The following is a 19,992-nucleotide window of genomic DNA, read 5'->3' on the forward strand; positions in this document are numbered from 1 at the left end:
AAAATTGCTACTGACGTTGTTTTTGGTAATCGGTGGGCAACATGTTTACCCTTGTTTTAAAGTATTTCGTAAAATTCGTAGGATCATCAAAACCTATTTCATAGGCAATTTCTTTTATGGTGAGTGTAGAATGGACCAATAAACGTTTGATTTCCAGTATAACACGGTCCTCGATAAGTTGTTTTGCGGTAGTGTTCGTATATGATTTTAAGGCATTGTTTATTTGTTTTGGGGTTACGTTCAGCTTTTGGCTGATATCAGCAACCCGTATTTTGTAGTTGACGTTTTCATCCAATGTTTTTCGAAACCTCATGTATAGGTTGAGCGAGTCGTTACAGACAATTTCAACCCGTTCCCGTTTGTTGCGTTCTATTTGGATCAGAAAATTTTTAAGCAGATTGCGTTGGTATTCACCCGAGTCAAAAAGTAATCCCTTTTGTTGTTCGGTAATCATTTCCTTTAAGAGTGTCAGTACTTCCTTATTCGCGATATGGCTTTGTGGGTTAATAGCATGGTTGAATATAGTATAGTCGTAGAGGTAATGATAATCCTGTTCTTCCTTGATCAGGAATTCAGGCGTGAAAAGAACAGCATAACCTTCTAGCTGTGGGTTATTGGAAAATCGTTGTACTTGCCCCATGGCAACCGGGATAACCGTGTTTTCGACATAGGCAATGGTTTCAAAATCAACTTCATGGATCCCACGTCCCTTGATGATAACAATAAGCTGATAGAAATTAAGGCGATGGGGGTCATATCCATTCTGGTCGGAGAAGTCAATGACTTTTTTTAGGGGGATTACCTCCAAACCTAAATTGGACTGATTGCTTTCAAAGTCAAATTCGGAAATTATTTCTTTGTCCATAAATGTAATTCAAACGGATATTTTTTTGAATGGCCTATATCAAATGACTAACTGTTTTACTTTCCCATTTGGCCAAATTTCCTATAAAAAGGAGTAGTAAGCAAATTAGGGTCATGAAAATCTTTATTTACTAAAGTGAAACAATTAATTGATATGGTATAAGGACATTACCCTGTTCAAATCCAATGAGCCATTGATTTCATAGAAATAGTCCAGTTGCCATTCTTGTGTTTTTATGGCCTGTTTATTATTGGCAATGTCCCATTTGGGATACACTCGGAATGCTCTTTTCCCTTCTTTGGTCTCGTTGGAGATAATACCATTTTTCAATAGTACGGATTTAGGAAATACGAATTGCCCTAACCTTTTGTCTGTACGTACATTCACCGTCAACAAATCAAAATTGTCGGTATGGTTAAAAGGTTCTATGGGTCCTATGCCTTGGCGTTTCCAGAAGGTAACGAATTGTCCGGCTTTTTTAGGGGTGATCTTGGCACTCCTGCTTCTGATGTTCCGTTTGTTCAATTTAAAGTTGCAAGCGCCATATGCTTTGCTTTCGGGTTCTAGAATCAAATCGGATAGTACAAACTTAAGCTGGTCGTAAATATGGATTTTTATTTGGGAGAGGTTCTTGTCCATTTAATTTATGGGCTTCAAAGTTTTTGTAAATATTACAGCTTTTATCCATAGGAATGTTGGGAAGATCCAAAATACTAGCCAAATGGCCGTATGTCTTGGCATAATATGATAGCTATAATTTGCATAGTAAATACCTCCTGAAAAAATTAAGGCAAGGAATGAATCTGTTTTTTTTATTTGTTCTCGGGAATACCGTTTGATGTGCATTTTGTTCGTATCCCTTATATCTTTCATTTGATCCTTTCCGTAAGGACGATATTTGTCTGGGAGATAGGGAAAAAGCATGTAAAAATTTTGAAATATGTACATTAAGGAGACACCAAGTAAAAAATATTGAAGAATGTTAAGGGCGTCATTTAGCATTTTGTAATCTATAAAATAAGTGAATTTGTAGACCCGGTAAATATGGTCTATTCCGAATAGTATCATAATCAAAGAACTCCATATACTTAAAAATAATCTGGAACTCCTTGTTAGGTTAAGGTATGTAAATGCATGAATGAAGGATACAATACAAAAAAATAGTCCAATAACTATTAAGATATAGGTAAGGGTGCTTGTTTTGTCCAAAAAACCAATATCCATTATCCAGTAAATAATTGAAATCGATTGTAAAAGGGTGATGCCTTCGGTAAGTTGAGGAATTATTTTTTTCTCATGATAGGCCATAGAGATGATCACAAAGATGAAAATGAAGAAATATGGCCACATTTCAATATGATGTTCAAAACTGTAGTCATCTTCCCCCTTAGAGGGAATAAAGGCGAAAGTACTTAATAGGAGTGCACTACTAATGATCAAGGCTATTCTTTTCCAATTTGAGGATAATCTTCTGTTTTCAAAAACAATTCCTAAAACCAGAGGAATAATCATTATCGAAACCAAACTGGTTTCGCTTTGGTATATTCGGTAGAATACAAATCCAAAAAATAGGCAAATAATTAATGCACCAATCGTGAGCAACAAATGTGTGTTGGAGAATTTTGTTTTTTTTCTTTTATTGATGGTCATAGGGTAATCACTAAAGCAATGTGGGATGTTGGTGTGAACTTAATTGCTTCCAAATTTTACTCCTTAAATTTCCCACAATTCAGAGAAGTGTGCAAGTATTGAAATAATAAGTTCTAAATAGCCCAAACAGATATACATTATATATGGTTAGCTTTGTAGAAAATCCTTTAACCTTTGCTTTATGAAATAGTTCCACCCCCCAACACAACTTTCCCTTTTGAACTCGGGAACATTTGTGGGGAAATCTTCAACGATTTCCATAGTGACTCTAAGGGTAACCCTATTCTTTTCTTCAATCAATTTAAAAGTAACGAAAGCATCTCCAGGATATTCGGCATATTTCCAGTTAAAGGTAATGCTCTGGTACGGTGTTACTTCCGTTATTTCCCAAAGATGGGTGAAAATTCGGTTCTCGTTTTTTACAACAAACCTGGTCTTAAAACCGACGACAGGGGTAAACCCGTCGATATTATCGAAAAACCAATGCTTCATTTGCCCTACGTCGGTCAGGGCTTTCCATATATCCTCAACGGGACGCTTTAATTCCTGTTCAATGATTATGGGAGGATCAGTGGTTTTCATGGTTTTGTTATGGCTATTTAATTTTATTGAGTGTTCAATATTTTTGCCTTTACATCATTTAAATAACTACGTCCTATGGTATAGCGCGTATTGTCGATTTCGAGACTATTGCCCTCAACCACTTGTACTTTGTCAATACAGATAGTAAAAGATCGGTGAATACGGATGAATTGATCGGCCGGCAGCTCTTCGGTAAAACTGCTCAAGGTTTTATGAACGATATATTTACCCGTTGTGGTTTTTATCCGTATATAATCCTTTAAACTTTCCACGACCACTATTTCGTCCAAATAGATTTTCTGTAATTTCTTTTTGTCGACCTTGACGAAAATACTGGGGTGGTCATTGTTACTGGTGCGTTCGACCGTTCCGTGTGATTTTTTCAGTTTTAAGATACGGTTGACCGATTTTAAGAACCTGGGAAAAGGAATCGGTTTTACCAAATAATCAATGACTTCCAAATCATAACTTTCCAAAGCGAATTCCTCATGTGCGGTGGTTATGACGATCATGGGGGCCTCGTGCAATGTTTTAAGGAACTCCAAACCATCTAAAATAGGCATGTTGATATCCAGAAAAATAATATCTACACTATGGCTCTGTAAATAGGTAGATGCATCCACGGCATTGGAGAACGTATCAACAAGTTCCAGTTCTTTAACCTGTTCTATATAATTCTTTATTACATTGATGGCCAATGGTTCATCATCTACAATAATCACTTTTAATTCCATTATACCTTTATCTTTAATTCAACATGAAATACATTGTCCCTCTCATAAATCTGTAGGTCATAATCGTTTTTGGCATAAGCCAATTCTAACCGTTTTTTTACATTCGATAGCCCTATGCCACCATTTTTAGAGGAAGGTTTTTTCTTCTTTCTTTTTTCAGGAATGGTATTCGAGACCTTGAATAAAAGAACATCGCCTTCGATTCTGATATTGACATCGATATACATTTTCCCAATACTTTGGCTGGCCCCGTGTTTAAAACAGTTTTCAATAAACGTTATAAGCAGCATGGGGGATATTTTCTTGTTCTCCAGATTGCCTGAGAGATTCATGTTCACCACCAAGGAATCATTAAAACGTATCCGTTCCAAATCTATGTAATTCTGTATACAATCGATCTCTTTTTTTAGGTCTTGTTTTGGTTTGTTCGACGCATATAAGAGATAGCGCATCAATTCCGACAGTTTTAGTACGACCTCCGGTGCCTTATCTGATTTTTCCAGAGTAAGGGAATAGATATTGTTCAAGGTGTTGAAAAAGAAATGGGGAGAAACCTGTGATCTCAAAAATTTTAATTCAGTGGTCAACTGCCGTTTTTCCAGATCGTGCAATTTATTGGTTTCCCGAAGCCAGTCCGCGGTGATTTTTATTGCTGTCACAAAGGATACCACGTACAATTCCCCGAGCATAGTGGTTATGGCATAGTTCAAGGTTAAGGTGTTTACAACCTCGGTCGCCTCTGGCATTACATTGGTACTGACGAAATAATACGTGAGATTGAATTTGACCAAGAGCATGATCAATAATGAGCCCAATACCAAGAGTGCGTAAGAGACGTATTTTTTATGGTAAACATACTTAGGCATAAGGTAATACACATTAAAATAGGAAAGGGCAATGTGTATGGGGAAACCGATAAGGTTTGTCTTTAAGGAATAGAGTAAATCACTATGAACATGACTCCATCTTAATGTGTTGAAAATAAAATAAATAGACCAAAATGTAATGTGGTGAACATAAGTGATGTCATAATCTTTGGACATCTTTTTCCTGAAAAAACCATTAACCCGTTCGTTTACGGGGGCATGTTTTTGTACAGGATTTAGTTCATTTTTGATGACGTTGGGCATTTGTCTGTCGTTGTTGGTCTAAAAATGTTCGGTTTGTAGTAAAAAGTACAAATATTTATGATGTCATAATTGCGGGGGTAAGTTACTTAAATTTTATAATAATCCTTCCAATTATGATATTCCGAAGTGTTTTATCCGGATTTCTAAACTAACCAATAAAGATGAAAAATTACTTGCTGTCAGCTTTTGTAACAATAGCTATTATTTCCTCTTGTACTGAGAAAAAAGAAACCTTAGGACAATCAAAGAGTATTGTTGATTACGTGGATCCGTTCATTGGAACGGGAGGGCACGGGCATACTTATCCTGGGGCCACTTCGCCTTTTGGTCGGGTACAGCCAAGTCCTGACAACGGTACTACCGGTTGGGATTGGTGTTCGGGTTACCATATTACCGATTCCATTATATCGGGTTTTGCACAATTGCACCTGAGTGGTACGGGTATAGGTGATTTGGCCGATGTGCTTTTGATGCCGACCAATTCGGAGATGGATCTAGGGTTGTTTGGAAAAAAAAGGGATTCTTTACCATATACATCCTATTTCTCACATAAAGATGAAGAAGCTTCCCCAGGGTATTATAAGGTACTTTTGAAAGATCCTGATATTGAGGTTGAGCTTACCGCTAATGATTATGTGGCGTATCATACATATACCTATAAATCGGCAGGTGAACCTTCTTTTGTTATCGATTTGGGATATGCGGTCAATTGGGACAAGCCACTCGAGAGTAGCATAAAGATGGAGGATAGTCGGCATATTGTCGGGTCTCGTTTTAGTACGGGTTGGGCAAAAAACCAAAAAGTGTTTTTTGCCATAGAAACTTCAAGCCCGATCATTCAACAGCGATTCATAGGGGATACATCGATAGGCATTGCGGCGACAGAAGTGAATGGTGTAAAAGCAGGAGGGCAGTTTTTCTTTAAGGATAATACGGAAAGTGTTGAGGTTAAAATTGCCGTATCATCGGTAAGTATCGAGAATGCCAAAGAGAATTTAAAGTTACAGGGCAGTTCAAGCTTTGGGGATGTGCGTGAAAAGACACAGGGGGATTGGAGTGGTCTTTTGTCCAACATCAAGGTAGAGACCTCGACAGATAGTTTAAAGACAATTTTTTATACGGCACTTTACCATGCCCAAGTGGCCCCGACCATATTCAATGATCTTAACGGGGAATTCAGAATGCAGAACGATAGTATTGCCAAAACTGATTTCAAGATGTATTCATCTTTATCCTTGTGGGATATCTATCGTGCGGAAACACCTTTGTTAAGTATTATGGATCCCAACCGATTAGACGATATGGTCAAATCCATGTTGGCCTATTATGATGAGAGTGGGGTGTTGCCGGTATGGGTTTTATCCGGTAATGAAACAGGGACAATGCCCGGATACCACTCCGTTTCCATTATTGCCGAAGCCATTATGAAAGGACATTCGGCTTTTGATGTGCAAAAAGCATATGGTGCCATGAAAGAGACCATGATGGGCGATGAAAGGGGATTGAAAGCGTATAAGAAATACGGATATATACCTTTTGAGGTAATGGATCAGTCCGTTTCCATAAGTCTTGAGTATGCCTATAATGATTGGTGTGTAGGGCAAGTGGCTAAGAAATTGGGCTACGAAGAAGATTTCAAATATTTTGATGAACGATCTAAAGCTTACCAGAACTTTTTCGACATCAGCTCAGGTTTCTTAAGGGGTAAATCGAAAGACGGAAAGAATTTTCACGAGCCTTTTGATCCCAAGTCATCAAACCACATAGAAGATACCGATTATACTGAGGGTAATGCTTGGCAACATAGCTGGTATGTATTGCATGATGTAGACGGATTGATAAACCTACATGGAAGAAAAGAGTCTTTTGCCTTAATGGTAGAGCAGCTTTTTACTGAGGATTCCGATTTAAGTGGTCATAATGTTTCCCCGGATATCTCAGGACTCATAGGGCAATATGCCCATGGTAACGAACCGAGCCACCATATCGCCTATATGTTGAACAAGGCAGGTGCCCCATGGCGTACCCAATATTGGGCACGAAAAATAATGGACACGCAATATAGTACTCAGCCAGACGGTTTGAGTGGAAATGAGGATTGTGGGCAAATGTCTGCGTGGTACATTATGAGTGCCATGGGTATTTATCCTATGAACCCAGCTTCGGGCGAATATGAAATAGGAAGTCCCATATTCGAAAAAACCACCATTAAGTTATCCCAAGATAAGACTTTCGTGATATTGGCCCCTAATACATCAAAAGAGAACATCTATGTACAATCCGTAAAACTGAACGGAGAACCTCTTGATAAAACTTTCATTACCCATAACGATATTATTTCAGGTGGTACCCTAGAGTTCGAAATGGGCCCTGAACCTAATAAACATTGGGGAGTACAAACCGCAACTAAATAAGGTCGTATGAACATTATAGATGTATCGATAATTCTTCTTTATGTTGTCCTTACCCTAGCTGTAGGTATTTGGGTATCTAAAAGGGCTTCAAAGGGTCTTAAATCTTATTTTTTAGGGGGCAACGGTATCAAATGGTATTATTTGGGTCTTAGTAACGGTTCGGGCATGTTCGATGTTTCCGGAACTGCCTGGATGGTAGGTATCCTGTTCCTTTATGGCGTAAAAAGTTTTATGTTCATGTGGTTATGGCCTGTATGGAACCAAATATTCATCATGATGTTCTTGGCCGTATGGATTCGGAGATCCAATATCATGACCGGTTCGGAATGGATGCTGACCCGTTTTGGTGATGACCGTGCAGGTAGGGCCGCCCATAGTATCGTGGCCATTTTTGCCGTAGTCGCGGCCGTAGGGTTCATAGCCTATTTCTTTGAAGGGGTGGGTAAATTCATGACAGTTATTTTACCGTGGGATTTTGCATTGCAGGTCGGTGAATCTGTTTTGCTAAGTTCCGAGCAATCCTATGCTTTGATCATTATAGGTCTTACTACCTTGTATACGGTCAAAGGAGGTATGTTCTCCGTTGTCGCTACCGAGGTACTGCAATACGTTATTATGGTAATAGCCGGTATTTTAGTGGCCGGATATGCTTTTTATGAATTTTCGGATGTTCAGATCAATTCCATAATATCGGATGAATGGAAAAATGTCAGTTTTGGATGGGAGTTGGGCGTACATTGGAGCGATAAGTTCGATTCATTCAACAAATTAATAGATTCAGAAGGATATAAAATGTTCGGTGCTTTTATCGGCATGTCACTTTTTAAAGGTTTCTTTGCCAGTATTGCAGGCCCTACGCCTGGTTTTGACATGCAACGTATCCTTTCTACCCGCACGGTTAAGGAAGCTGCCTATATGAGTGGTTTCACGGCCTTGGTGCTTTATATTCCTAGGTATTTGCTTATTGCGGGTATCGTGGTCATCGCATTAGTGGTTCTTGGTCCCGGGATGGCGGCCGATGCCGGATTAACAGGGGCCGAATTGGAAGTTATACTTCCCAAGGTCATTAATTTTCATGTTCCAGTAGGGATCAAAGGGCTTCTTTTGGCTGGGTTGTTGGCAGCCTTCATGAGTACCTTTTCCGCATTCGTCAATGCAGGCCCGGCTTATATCGTGAATGATATCTATAAGAAATATTTTAAACCCGTGGCTTCGGATAAACATTATATAAAAGCAAGTCATATTGCTTCGATCTTAGTGGTTGGTCTTGGGGTTTTTATGGGCTTCTTCGCAGAATCGATAAATTCACTCACCCTTTGGATAACCAGCGCTTTGTTCGGTGGTTATGTTGCTGCTAACTTTTTAAAATGGATATGGTGGCGCTTTAATGGTTGGGGGTATTTCTGGGGTATGGCCTCTGGTTTGTTGATCGCGACCCTTCAGTTTATATTAGATCAGAACAAATCAAATTTGGAAGTGGGTACATGGTTGCATGATCTTGCCCAAATACCCGCCATTTACGTCTTTCCGATTATTTTTGCGGTGTCCCTGTTAGGGTCGTTCCTTGGTACCTTTTTAACTCCTGCCACCCGTATGGAAACCTTGAAGGGTTTTTATAAGAACGTGCATCCATGGGGTTACTGGAAACCTGTTGTTGAAGCATTGAACAATGAAGGGGACCATATAAAAAAGAACGGCGAATTTTGGAAAGACATGGCAAATTGTGGTATAGGTATTATATGGCAGTCAAGTATGATCGTTTTACCGATATATTTCATGGTTAGGGATTATCCCAAAACATGGGCGGCATTGGGTATTTTTCTGGTTACTTCGATAATCCTGAAGTATACTTGGTTGGACAAAATCAGAAAAATCCCGAATTAAATTGTATAAATTAAATAAAAGAAAGAGATAGAATGAAAATTCCTTGGCAAGATAGACCTGATAATTGTAATGATGTACTTTGGCGGTATAGTGAGAATCCCATTATCAATAGGAACGATATACCTTCATCCAATAGTATTTTCAATAGTGCGGTCGTACCTTTCGAAGATGGCTTTGCCGGTGTGTTCCGATGCGATAACAAAGCCGTTCAAATGAATATTTTTGCGGGTTTCAGTAAAGATGGTATACATTGGGAGATAAATCACGAACCCATTCAGATGCAGGCCGGAAATACCGGAATGATAGAATCTGATTATAAATATGATCCCAGGGTCGTGTTCATCGAGGATAGATATTGGGTTACATGGTGCAATGGGTATCACGGACCAACCATTGGTATCGCCTATACTTTTGATTTTAAGGAATTCTTTCAGTGTGAGAATGCCTTTTTACCTTTTAATAGAAATGGGGTATTGTTTCCTGATAAAATTAATGGGCGTTATGCGATGCTAAGTCGCCCCAGCGATAATGGCCATACACCTTTTGGGGATATTTATGTGAGTTTCAGTCCGGATATGAAGTACTGGGGCGAACATAGATGTGTTATGAAAGTGACCCCTTTTGAAGATAGTGCTTGGCAGAGTTGTAAGATCGGTGCGGGTACCGTTCCCATCCATACCAACGAAGGTTGGCTCATTTTCTACCATGGGGTTATCAATACCTGTAACGGTTTCCGTTATTCCGTTGGTTCGGCAATATTGGACGAGAACGAACCTGATAAGGTCAAATATAGAACACAGCCCTACTTATTGGCTCCTACTGAATTATATGAGCAAGTAGGTGATGTACCCAATGTGGTATTCCCTTGTGCGGCCTTACATTCTATAGAAGAAGATAAAGTGGCGCTTTATTATGGCGCGGCAGATACCGTTACCGCAATGGCATTCGGGCGTATTTCGGAAATCCTGGAATTTACAAAGAAGAATAGCCTTTAACGCAATACCCTAGTTATGGATCACGAGTTGAATACCAAGAAAATAATCAGCCTAATACTTCTTTTGTTGTACATGGGGACTGTTTGGCTGGTGGCACAAGAAGCACCTAGGCAGTATGTGTCTTTTAAAACTGTGGATAAAATAAAAATTGACGGTTTAGGCAATGAGGATTCTTGGGAAAAAGCCGAATGGAGTGATTCTTTTATTGATATAGAAGGAAAAAAAGAACCTACTTATAAGACCCAAATGAAAATGGTTTGGGATGAAGATTACCTGTATTTCTTAGCAAAAATGGAAGAGCCAAACGTTTGGGGAACATTAAAGCAAAGGGACACGGTCATTTTCTATAACAACGATTTCGAGATTTTTATCGATCCCGATGGGGATACCCATAATTATATGGAGTTTGAAATGAATGCCTTGAATACGGTTTGGGATCTTTTCTTGACGAAACCTTACCGAAATCAAGGTAAAGTACTTGATAATTGGGACATTCAAGGTGTAATGACGGCGGTACATGTAGATGGCACCTTGAATAATCCCAATGATATAGATACGGGTTGGAGCGTGGAGATCGGGATTCCATGGGATGTTCTGAAAGAAGCAAACTCCCATAATAACATCCCTGTCAACGAATTCTGGCGTTTTGGTTTTTCAAGGGTCAATTGGGATTTTGTTGTGACCGATGGAAGGTATTCCAGGAAAAAAGATGCAACCGGTAAATATTTACCGGAATACAATTGGGTTTGGTCCCCGCAATGGGTAATAAATATGCATGAGCCCGAAAAATGGGGGTATGTTTATTTTTCTGAGAAGCAGGTTGGGTCAAAAGATGTTTTTACAATACCCGAAGATGAGCATGTTAAATGGTACCTCTACGAATTGTACCGTGATTTGATCAATAGTGATAAACAGGAAGTTGCTTGGAAAAAAGCGGACGGACAGGTTTTTAGGGAGTCAAAAAAAATCTTGGGAAAAAAGATAACCCCAATATTGGAAAACCAGAAATCAGGGTTTCTTCTTTGGGCAAAAAGTCCGTTTACGGGAAAAACTTTGATGATCAAGGATGATGGTAAATTTTTAAGTGTAGATTAATTTTATGCGTATATACAGAATTGTATTTTTTGTTTTTACAGGACTACTGTTCCAAACATCTTGCAAGAAAAAGGGGCAACCCATTGTAGAGGAAAATTTGACCCAATTTGTAAATCCTTTTATAGGTACAGATGGTCCGGGTAATACCTATCCCGGTGCGACCGTGCCTTATGGGATGGTTCAGTTGAGCCCAGATATAGGAATCCCGGGATGGGATAGGATTGCCGGTTATTATTATCAAGATACCATAATCAGTGGTTTCTCGCATACGCATCTTACCGGTACGGGTGCCGGGGATCTTTATGATATTTTGGTCATGCCATCAAACAGCAGGTCGTCTAAAAGAATCAAGGAAAACGGATACCGGCCTTACTCAACCTTTGACCATGAAAAAGAGAGTGCTTCTCCGGGATATTATTCGGTTGATTTGTTGGATTTTGATATAAAAGCGGAAATGACGGCAACCAAAAGGGTAGGTGTACAAAGGTATACTTTCCCTGCCGATGACAGTACCAAGGTAACTGTGGATCTTGGTTATGCACTTAACTGGGATAAACCGACCGATACTTATGTAGAGGTGGTCAATGATTCATTTATAAGGGGGTACCGGATGTCGGCAGGTTGGGCCAAGGACCAACGCCTTTACTTTTCAATGCATTTTTCAAAACCCTTCAGAAGTTATGTGGTTTATAAAGACGGTCAGGAAGTAAATGCGCCCGTCAAAGGTGTCAATACGAAAATTGAGTTGAACTATGCTATGGTCGATCGTGAGCATTTGATTATCAAAACCGGACTTTCAACAGCTGGTTTTGAAGGTGCGGATGCTGCAGTAGCTGAAGAAACCAAGGGTTTTTGTTTTGATTGTTATAAAGAAAGTGCCAAAGAGGTGTGGCAGCAAGAACTATCGAAAATACGGGTTAGTAGCAACGATAGGGACAAAAAAGGTACATTCTATACTATGATGTATCAATCGATGTTGGCACCCACCTTGTTGAGCGATTTGGATGGAAAATATAAAGCGGCCAATGATACTATTGGTGTAGCACAAGGTTTTGATCGGTACGATACTTTTTCCCTCTGGGATACTTTTCGGGCCGCGCATCCATTATACACGATAATCCAACAAGAAAAGGTAGCTGATATGGTAAAATCCATGTTGGCGCATTATAAGGAAACTGGGATTTTACCGGTTTGGTCCATGCAAGGTAATGAAACGAATATGATGATCGGTTACCATGCGGTGCCGGTAATTGTCGATGCTTATTTCAAAGGGTTTGCTTTTGACAAGGAATTGGCATATAAGGCATGTAAGGAAAGTGCAATGGTCAATGATCGCCAAATAGATGTTTATCGGGAAAAGGGATTCATTCCTGTGGATGACGGGCACGAGAATTGGTCGGTATCCAAGACGATGGAGTATGCCTATGATGATTGGTGTATTGCGATGTTCGCCAAGGATTTAGGTCATGAACAGGATTATAAGGAATTTTTGAAACGTTCCGAAAATTGGAAGAACCTTTATAATGAAAAGACCTCATGGTTACAGCCAAAAAATGAAAATGGCAGTTTTATTACACCATTTGTTCCCAAGGAATACTCACCCTATTTCTGTGAAAGTAACGCCTGGCAATACTATTGGTACGTACCTCAGGATATAGAAGGGCTTATAACTAAAACAGGGGGTAAGGAGCGTTTTAACCAAAAGCTCGATTCCATGTTCACCTATTATCCCAAAGCTGGTGACAAACTCCCGATTTTCAGTACGGGAATGATCGGGCAATATGCCCATGGGAACGAACCCAGCCATCATGTGGCATATCTTTATAATTATTTAGATCAACCATCGAAGACACAGACTTTGGTGCGACAAATTCTGAAAGAACAATATGCCAATGCGCCAAATGGCCATTGTGGTAATGAAGATTGTGGGCAAATGTCGTCATGGTATATTTTTGGGGCACTTGGTTTCTATCCTGTAAATCCGGCACAAGGCATTTATGATTTGGGTATACCTTTGTTCAAAGAGGTTGAAGTTGAAGTGGGAGAAGGTAAAATACTCAGGATTATCCAGAAGAATTTCTCGGCAGAAAACAAATACGTTGAATCCGTAATTTTAAATGGGGAAACATTGGATAGGAATTTCATCACACATAGCGAAGTCATTTCGGGTGGTGAATTGGTTTATGTGATGACCAACGACCCTGAGAATGTGGATGGGAAAAAATTGAAATCCCCCGAAAAAAATAAAATATATAGATAATTATGGGAACAGGAAGACATTTGAAAATCGGCATTTCCGTTATTATGGCCATGTTTCTCTTTACGGCCTGCAATGAGGCGGATTCTAAAACGGTTGTTACGGAAAGTAGTGAAGAACAAGATCTATTGGGTTTCGTTAATCCGTTGATGGGGACCGATTCCGATTTTAGTCTTTCGAACGGGAATACCTATCCGGCAATCGCAACACCATGGGGAATGAATTTTTGGACACCCATGACCTCAAAAATGGGTGACGGGTGGACGTATAAGTACCACGACAAAAAAATAAGGGGAATCAAGCAAACGCACCAACCTAGTCCGTGGATCAACGATTATGCGGCCTTTTCCTTAATGGCGGTAACAGGCGATTTAAAATATCAGGAAGATGAGCGGGAGTCATTTTTCTCACATAAGGCGGAGACCGTACGACCAGATTATTACAGCGTGTATTTGGCAGATTATGATGTAGTCGCCGAGGTTTCCCCAACAGAACGGGCGGCACATTTTAAATTCACCTTTCCGGAAGACCAATCTTATATTCTTTTAGATGGATTTTTCAAAGGCTCAATGGTCAAGATAATCCCAGAAGAACGAAAGATTATCGGGTATTGTCGAAATAATAGTGGGGGAGTTCCTGAGAATTTCCATAACTATTTTGTGGCTGAATTCGATACGGATTTTGAACTGAACCATACCTGGGGCGACAATTGGAAATTGAGTGAAAATTCAAAAGAAAATGAAGGTGACCATGTTGGGGCGATAGTTGGTTTTAAAACAAAAAGAGGTCAGGAAATTCATGTAAAAGTAGCATCCTCTTTTATAAGCCCCGAGCAAGCACAGTTGAATTTGGATAGGGAAATCGGGGAAGATACTTTTGAAACCACTAAAGAAAAAGCCACGGCGGCTTGGCAAAAAGAACTTAGTAAAATCCAAATAGAAGATGACAATATAGATCATATAAGAACTTTTTATTCTTGTTTGTATCGCGTATTGTTATTTCCAAGAAAAATGTACGAATTGGATAAGTCCAACGAAATTGTACACTATAGCCCCTATAATGGCAAGGTTTTGCCGGGATATATGTTCACTGATAACGGATTTTGGGACACCTTCAGAGCGGTTTTCCCATTTTTTAATCTAATGTATCCGGAACAGAATGGCCATATCATGGAAGGTTTGGTGAATACGTATAAAGAATCGGGTTGGCTGCCAGAATGGGCCAGTCCGGGTCATAGGGATTGTATGATCGGTTCAAACTCATCACCGATTATTGCCGATGCCTTTTTAAAGGGGATCGATATGGGCGATAGTGAGGTGTTGCTCGAGGCCATGGTCAAAAATGCTACAACATCGGAGAACAGGCCATTGTCTAATGGGAATGTTATTCGTTCCGTAGGTAGGGAAGGGATAGATTATTATAATGAATTAGGTTATGTACCTTACGATGTGGGCATTAACGAAAATGCGGCCCGAACCTTGGAATATGCCTATGCGGATTTCACCATTGGGCAAATGGCAACGAAATTGGGAAAAACCGAATTGGCCGATACGTTCTATAAACGTTCCATGAATTATAAAAACCTCTTTGATCCATCTACAAAATGGATGCGTGGTAAAAATGAGGACGGCACTTTTCAAAGTCCGTTCAATCCCTTGAAATGGGGAGATGCCTTTACCGAAGGAAACAGTATTCATTATACCTGGTCAGTATTCCATGATATAAATGGATTGATCGGATTAATGGGAGGGAAAAAAGACTTTGAAAACCAGTTGGATGCCGTGTTTGATATGCCCCCCGATTTTGATGATTCCTATTACGGGTTTACCATTCATGAGATACGGGAGATGCAGATCATGAACATGGGTAACTATGCGCATGGGAACCAACCCATACAGCACATGATTTATTTGTACAATTACGCCAATGCATCGTATAAAGCACAGGAAAAAATAAGAACCGTATTGACCAAATTGTATTCCGCCACTCCTGACGGATATTGTGGTGATGAGGACAATGGGCAAACGTCTGCTTGGTACGTATTCAGCTCTCTTGGTTTTTATCCGGTTACACCTGGTGTGGATGAATATGTTATTGGAAGTCCTTTGTTCAAAAAAGCCAGTATTTCTTTGGAAAACGGCAATCGTTTTGAAATTACTGCTCCTGATAACAGCAAGAATGATTTTTACATAAAATCGGCAAGTTTGAACGGTGTGGATTACAATAAGTCCTATATAAAATATGAAGACATTATAAAGGGAGGCACATTGCAGTTCACAATGGATAATCAACCCAATAAAGAATGGGCAAGTGATGAGTCGTCGGTGCCCTATTCATTAAGTAATCCAAAATAGGTTTTGGTTTTGATGGACTTTGATCGTTAAAAACATATAACTAAAAATGTTATGAAAAATAGGGCATTACTGGTAGTTTTTATATTGGTTTTCGGCTTGCTTTGCGCTTCGGTTTTAGCTCAGAACGCCTCGGTCAAGTCTGGGGACAAAACTACTTCAAAAGACCTTTTTGGCGGTAGTTTGATGGTTGCTGAAAATATCCCAAGTCCCATAGAAAATAATTCACCTTTACAGGAGCCAAAAGAATTCAGCGTTGAGGTTTTTAAAGATCAGCTAGTAAATTTTGGGGGTGAAACAGGTGATACCGTTACGGTAAAAAGGCTGCAAAATGGGCGTGTTGTTTATAAAAAAATTAAAGTCCCTGTCTATAAGAAGGGAACCGATGTTTCGATTGAGGTCAAACTAAGGTCCAATGGGGACAAATGGGATAAATCCGGCTCTTGTTTTGTGGTTACGAACCCGGAACTCATAGATGTTATCGATGTTTCTTTGGGTAAGGAAAAGTTTCCTGCAAACTCATTTGGGGACAAGGGTTTTGGAGGGGTGTTAAAGACCAATGAATATGTACCTGCCTTGGAATTAATGCGTTTTATGTCTCCGTTCGGAGTGGGGCATTACAGTGATGAAAAAAAGTATCCCAAAATTAAATATAATAGACCGGTTTATATCCCCAAATGGGAAAACGAAGTAGTTTGGGAGAAGGATATCTCGGAGCTCGAATCTGTGGTAACCGGAGAGTTTTATATTGGAGTATGGATAGATACTTGGACTCCGGATGGATATTCCGTTGATGTATCTTTAAAATATTCAGGAAGGCCTAGGCCTAAATTAAAAGTTTTGCCCTTACTGAATACGGTGTATTATGTTGAAGGACAAAAAATACCCGATTTCTTTGCCGCCAAGACCCTTGATTTGAACTTTAGCACAAACCAGGAAATGAGGAATGTGAAGTTGTATTATACGACAACAGGGCATGGGGGTCATAGTGGGGGAGATGAATTCATTAAATTGAAAAACGAAGTGTTTTTTGATTCAAAATTGGTGTTTGGCAAAATTCCATGGAGGGATGATTGTGCATCATTCAGAAGGTTTAATCCATCTTCCGGGGTATGGACGAAAAAAGATTCCGCATATGCTTACAATGAAAATTTTGAACGGGAATTTAAGGAGATTGAAGAGCGTTTAGCTTCTTCGGACCTATCAAGGTCAAATTGGTGCCCCGGTTCCAGTGTAATGCCTTATAGGATTCCATTGGGTGCACTCAAAAAAGGATTGCACGGATTACAAGTTAAAATACCTGGGACAGCCAATAAAAAGGATCAATTCAATCATTGGCTTGTTTCTGCATATATAACATACACAGAGTAACTTAGAATATAGATTCATTAAGGGTATAAGAAATTAAAAATCAGGGAGCATGAAGAATAAACTAACAGTGGTATTTTTGTTGATCATTAGTATTTCGTTGGCCCAAAAGTCCCCTGTTGACTATGTGAATCCTTTTATAGGCACCTCCAATTTCGGAACCACCAATCCAGGCCCGATTGCCGTTCGTGGTATGGCGAATGTTTCTCCGTTTAATGTGGCAGGGCCTCAAAATCTACCGTTAGAGAAAGACAGTCGATGGCTTTCTACCCCTTATGTACATGAAAACACCTTTTTAACAGGTTTTAGCCATGTGAACCTGAGTGGAGTGGGTTGCCCTGAACTAGGGGTGATTTTGGCGATGCCGACTACAGGAGCCATTGTGACCGACCACTTGGAGTATGGCAGTACCTATTCCAATGAGATAAGTCAGGTAGGTTATTATTCCAATATTTTGGATAAATATGATATTAAGGCCGAAGCCACGGCTACTACAAGGGTTGGGGTCAGTAAGTATTCGTATCCTGCTGGGGAGTCGAATATTCTACTGAATTTAGGTTTGGGGCTTACCAATGAGGAAGGCGCAAGTATTAGAGTAGTATCAGCCACTGAAATCGAGGGAGTACGTTCCGTAGGTTCCTTTTGTTACTATAAACCGGAAGAAGCTTACCCTGTATATTTCGTGGCACGTTTTTCCAGACCTGCCGATGAATTTGGGGTTTGGAAAAAACCAACAACATACAAAGGGGTAGAATCTGAATGGATGGGATATAATGGTAAAACCCGATTGATGAAAGGTTTTACCAAAGAAGTAGTCGGTGATAGCATCGGTGCTTATATGCGATATAATTTTGAAAGTCCGACCGAGGTTGAAATGAAAATCGGTATTTCATATGTAAGCTTGGACAATGCAAGGGAGAATTTGGAGAAGGAAACCTCGGGAAGGACTTTTAATGAAATTTTACTTGATGCCCGTAAAAAATGGAACCAATACCTGTCCAAAATAGAGGTTGAAGGTGGTAGCGAAGAGGATAAGACCATTTTTTACACCGCTCTGTACCACACCTTGATTCACCCCAATACCTTAAACGATTTCAATGGGGACTACCCTAAAATGAAAACACGGGAAACCTTAAATACAAAAGGCACCCGATTCACTGTATTTTCCCTTTGGGATACCTATCGAAATCTGCACCAATTAATGGGTTTGGTATATCCCAAGCAGCAATCGGATATGGTGAAGAGTATGCTGCAGATCTATGATGAAAGCGGTTGGCTTCCCAAATGGGAATTGAATGCCACTGAGACCACGACCATGGTCGGGGATCCGGCCGGAATCATTATTGCCGATACATATTTGAAGGGCATCCGTGATTTTGATGTGGAAAAGGCCTATAAGGCCATGCTTAAAAGCGCTGGGCAGTTAGAGGACAATCCACTACGTCCCGGCCTTCAGGATTATATCGAAAAAGGATACCTCACTACAAAAACCACCAATAGTGGTTCGGTATCCACCACCCAAGAGTATAATATTGCCGATTATGCCATTGCCCAATTGGCAAGGGAATTGGGTAAGAAGGACGATTATAAACGCTTTTCGAAACGGGCAATTTCATATCGGAAACTGTTCGATAAGGAATTCAACCTCCTTAGGCCCCGAAATGATGATGGTAGTTGGCTAACACCTTATAACCCTGAGTCTGGGGCCAATTTTGAAAAAAACCTCGGTTTCATAGAAGGCAATGCATGGCAATATACCTTTATGGTTCCCCATGATATTAAAGGGTTGATGAAATTGATGGGAGGAGCAAAACCTTTTGCCCAGCGCTTACAGGATGTTTTTGATAAGGGGCAGTTTGATATGGCCAATGAACCGGATATTGCCTATCCGTATCTCTTCAATTACGTGAAAGGCCAAGAATATAGGACCCAGAAAATGGTTTCCGGTTTATTGAGCAAGCATTTTAAAAACAGTCCTGATGGTATTCCCGGTAATGACGATACGGGCACCATGTCGGCCTGGGCGGTTTTTTCCATGATGGGCATATATCCTGTGAATCCCGCAGAACCCATGTATGCTTTGACCAAACCTAAGTTCGATAAAATCACCATTCATTTGGATGGGGAATATTATAAGGATAAGGCTTTGGTAATCAAATCCGGTAAATCTTTCAAAGGAGAGGCTATTCAAAGAATCAGTATCGATAGCAAGCCCTTGAAAGGGTACTTTATTAGTCATCAGGATTTGGTGGGCACTTCAGAAATTTTCATAGATTAGATATTGTTGAAGGGGTGATGGTTTTCACTCGATAATTCAGTGGTACTCGGGATGTTGAGTAGTCAAGCTTTATGGCTTTATTCCTCGTACTGGAACTATGGGGTAATTCTATGTTTCTTTTTTACGGGGTTTACTTGAAAAAAAGGGTGTCTTGCAAAATTTGTCATCGTTTTACTGTTAAATTATGGTGCTCTAATTTGTGATAAATTAGGTTATTACGACCTAGGAGAAAAGAATAAGAGGCGCCTATCATAGTATTTTAAATCAATACCTTTTTAAAGAACTGTTCTTTAGCTTTTCTACTTAGTTATTGGTCGAAAACATTTCAAAATCAGGGGTGGAATTTCAAATTTAGTGTATTAACATTATTTTAATAATATTTTAAGGTG

General features: G+C 39.7%; 14 protein-coding genes. 8 read left to right on the forward strand and 6 right to left on the reverse strand.

Going from position 1 to position 19,992, the window contains the following annotated elements:
* Positions 1-7 precede the first annotated feature (7 nt).
* From GJ691_RS13015 to GJ691_RS13040, 6 genes are all read right to left on the reverse strand, one after another.
* Positions 8-865 carry a helix-turn-helix domain-containing protein gene (locus tag GJ691_RS13015; RefSeq protein ID WP_154367564.1) on the reverse strand — a complete coding sequence of 286 codons (858 nt, stop codon included), beginning with the start codon at positions 863-865 and terminating at the stop codon, positions 8-10.
* 144 nt (positions 866-1,009) lie between these two features.
* Positions 1,010-1,504: a MepB family protein gene (locus GJ691_RS13020; protein WP_154367566.1), complete on the reverse strand. Its 495-nt coding sequence runs from the start codon at positions 1,502-1,504 to the stop codon at positions 1,010-1,012.
* Positions 1,505-2,389: a hypothetical protein gene (locus tag GJ691_RS13025; protein WP_154367568.1), complete on the reverse strand. Its 885-nt coding sequence runs from the start codon at positions 2,387-2,389 to the stop codon at positions 1,505-1,507.
* Positions 2,390-2,662: 273 nt separating this feature from the next.
* A complete protein-coding gene (locus GJ691_RS13030) occupies positions 2,663-3,097 on the reverse strand; it encodes an SRPBCC family protein (RefSeq protein ID WP_154367570.1) in 435 nt (144 codons plus the stop codon).
* Between the two features lie 23 nt (positions 3,098-3,120).
* The gene (locus GJ691_RS13035; RefSeq protein ID WP_154367572.1) at positions 3,121-3,831 is read right to left on the reverse strand and encodes a LytR/AlgR family response regulator transcription factor; all 711 of its coding nucleotides are present in this window, start codon (positions 3,829-3,831) and stop codon (positions 3,121-3,123) included.
* A complete protein-coding gene (locus GJ691_RS13040; RefSeq protein WP_343033487.1) occupies positions 3,831-4,961 on the reverse strand; it encodes a sensor histidine kinase in 1,131 nt (376 codons plus the stop codon). The genes GJ691_RS13035 and GJ691_RS13040 overlap by 1 nt, the downstream gene beginning before the upstream one ends.
* A gap of 155 nt (positions 4,962-5,116) precedes the next feature.
* On the opposite strand from GJ691_RS13040, the gene GJ691_RS13045 reads away from it, so the two are divergent.
* The 8 genes from GJ691_RS13045 to GJ691_RS13080 are packed head-to-tail and all read left to right on the forward strand — an operon-like array spanning position 5,117 to position 19,603.
* Positions 5,117-7,375, forward strand: coding sequence for a GH92 family glycosyl hydrolase (locus GJ691_RS13045; protein ID WP_425481744.1), 2,259 nt, complete (start codon positions 5,117-5,119; stop codon positions 7,373-7,375).
* Between the two features lie 6 nt (positions 7,376-7,381).
* Entirely contained in the window at positions 7,382-9,259 is a 1,878-nt protein-coding gene (locus tag GJ691_RS13050) for a sodium:solute symporter family protein (protein WP_154367576.1), read from the forward strand.
* Positions 9,260-9,291: 32 nt separating this feature from the next.
* Positions 9,292-10,254 carry a glycoside hydrolase family 130 protein gene (locus tag GJ691_RS13055; RefSeq protein WP_154367578.1) on the forward strand — a complete coding sequence of 321 codons (963 nt, stop codon included), beginning with the start codon at positions 9,292-9,294 and terminating at the stop codon, positions 10,252-10,254.
* A 15-nt stretch (positions 10,255-10,269) separates the two neighbouring features.
* Complete coding sequence (locus GJ691_RS13060) at positions 10,270-11,349, forward strand: carbohydrate-binding family 9-like protein (protein ID WP_154367580.1); 1,080 nt, start codon at positions 10,270-10,272, stop codon at positions 11,347-11,349.
* A gap of 4 nt (positions 11,350-11,353) precedes the next feature.
* A complete protein-coding gene (locus tag GJ691_RS13065) occupies positions 11,354-13,609 on the forward strand; it encodes a GH92 family glycosyl hydrolase (protein ID WP_154367582.1) in 2,256 nt (751 codons plus the stop codon).
* Between the two features lie 2 nt (positions 13,610-13,611).
* Entirely contained in the window at positions 13,612-15,960 is a 2,349-nt protein-coding gene (locus tag GJ691_RS13070; RefSeq protein ID WP_246200181.1) for a GH92 family glycosyl hydrolase, read from the forward strand.
* Between the two features lie 51 nt (positions 15,961-16,011).
* Complete coding sequence (locus GJ691_RS13075; RefSeq protein WP_246200182.1) at positions 16,012-17,328, forward strand: PNGase F N-terminal domain-containing protein; 1,317 nt, start codon at positions 16,012-16,014, stop codon at positions 17,326-17,328.
* 49 nt (positions 17,329-17,377) lie between these two features.
* Complete coding sequence (locus tag GJ691_RS13080) at positions 17,378-19,603, forward strand: GH92 family glycosyl hydrolase (protein WP_154367584.1); 2,226 nt, start codon at positions 17,378-17,380, stop codon at positions 19,601-19,603.
* Positions 19,604-19,992: the final 389 nt, after the last annotated feature.

The sequence above is a fragment of the Maribacter luteus genome (assembly GCF_009674825.1).
GTDB lineage: Bacteria > Bacteroidota > Bacteroidia > Flavobacteriales > Flavobacteriaceae > Maribacter_A > Maribacter_A luteus.

What these genes read in the sequence shown, in the direction of transcription:
- GJ691_RS13015 (WP_154367564.1), bottom strand. Translation starts at nt 865, where the DNA reads ATGGACAAAGAAATAATTTCCGAATTTGACTTTGAAAGCAATCAGTCC.
- GJ691_RS13020 (WP_154367566.1), bottom strand. Translation starts at nt 1,504, where the DNA reads ATGGACAAGAACCTCTCCCAAATAAAAATCCATATTTACGACCAGCTT.
- GJ691_RS13030 (WP_154367570.1), bottom strand. Translation starts at nt 3,097, where the DNA reads ATGAAAACCACTGATCCTCCCATAATCATTGAACAGGAATTAAAGCGT.
- GJ691_RS13035 (WP_154367572.1), bottom strand. Translation starts at nt 3,831, where the DNA reads ATGGAATTAAAAGTGATTATTGTAGATGATGAACCATTGGCCATCAAT.
- GJ691_RS13040 (WP_343033487.1), bottom strand. Translation starts at nt 4,961, where the DNA reads ATGCCCAACGTCATCAAAAATGAACTAAATCCTGTACAAAAACATGCC.
- GJ691_RS13050 (WP_154367576.1), top strand. Translation starts at nt 7,382, where the DNA reads ATGAACATTATAGATGTATCGATAATTCTTCTTTATGTTGTCCTTACC.
- GJ691_RS13055 (WP_154367578.1), top strand. Translation starts at nt 9,292, where the DNA reads ATGAAAATTCCTTGGCAAGATAGACCTGATAATTGTAATGATGTACTT.
- GJ691_RS13060 (WP_154367580.1), top strand. Translation starts at nt 10,270, where the DNA reads ATGGATCACGAGTTGAATACCAAGAAAATAATCAGCCTAATACTTCTT.
- GJ691_RS13065 (WP_154367582.1), top strand. Translation starts at nt 11,354, where the DNA reads ATGCGTATATACAGAATTGTATTTTTTGTTTTTACAGGACTACTGTTC.
- GJ691_RS13070 (WP_246200181.1), top strand. Translation starts at nt 13,612, where the DNA reads ATGGGAACAGGAAGACATTTGAAAATCGGCATTTCCGTTATTATGGCC.
- GJ691_RS13075 (WP_246200182.1), top strand. Translation starts at nt 16,012, where the DNA reads ATGAAAAATAGGGCATTACTGGTAGTTTTTATATTGGTTTTCGGCTTG.
- GJ691_RS13080 (WP_154367584.1), top strand. Translation starts at nt 17,378, where the DNA reads ATGAAGAATAAACTAACAGTGGTATTTTTGTTGATCATTAGTATTTCG.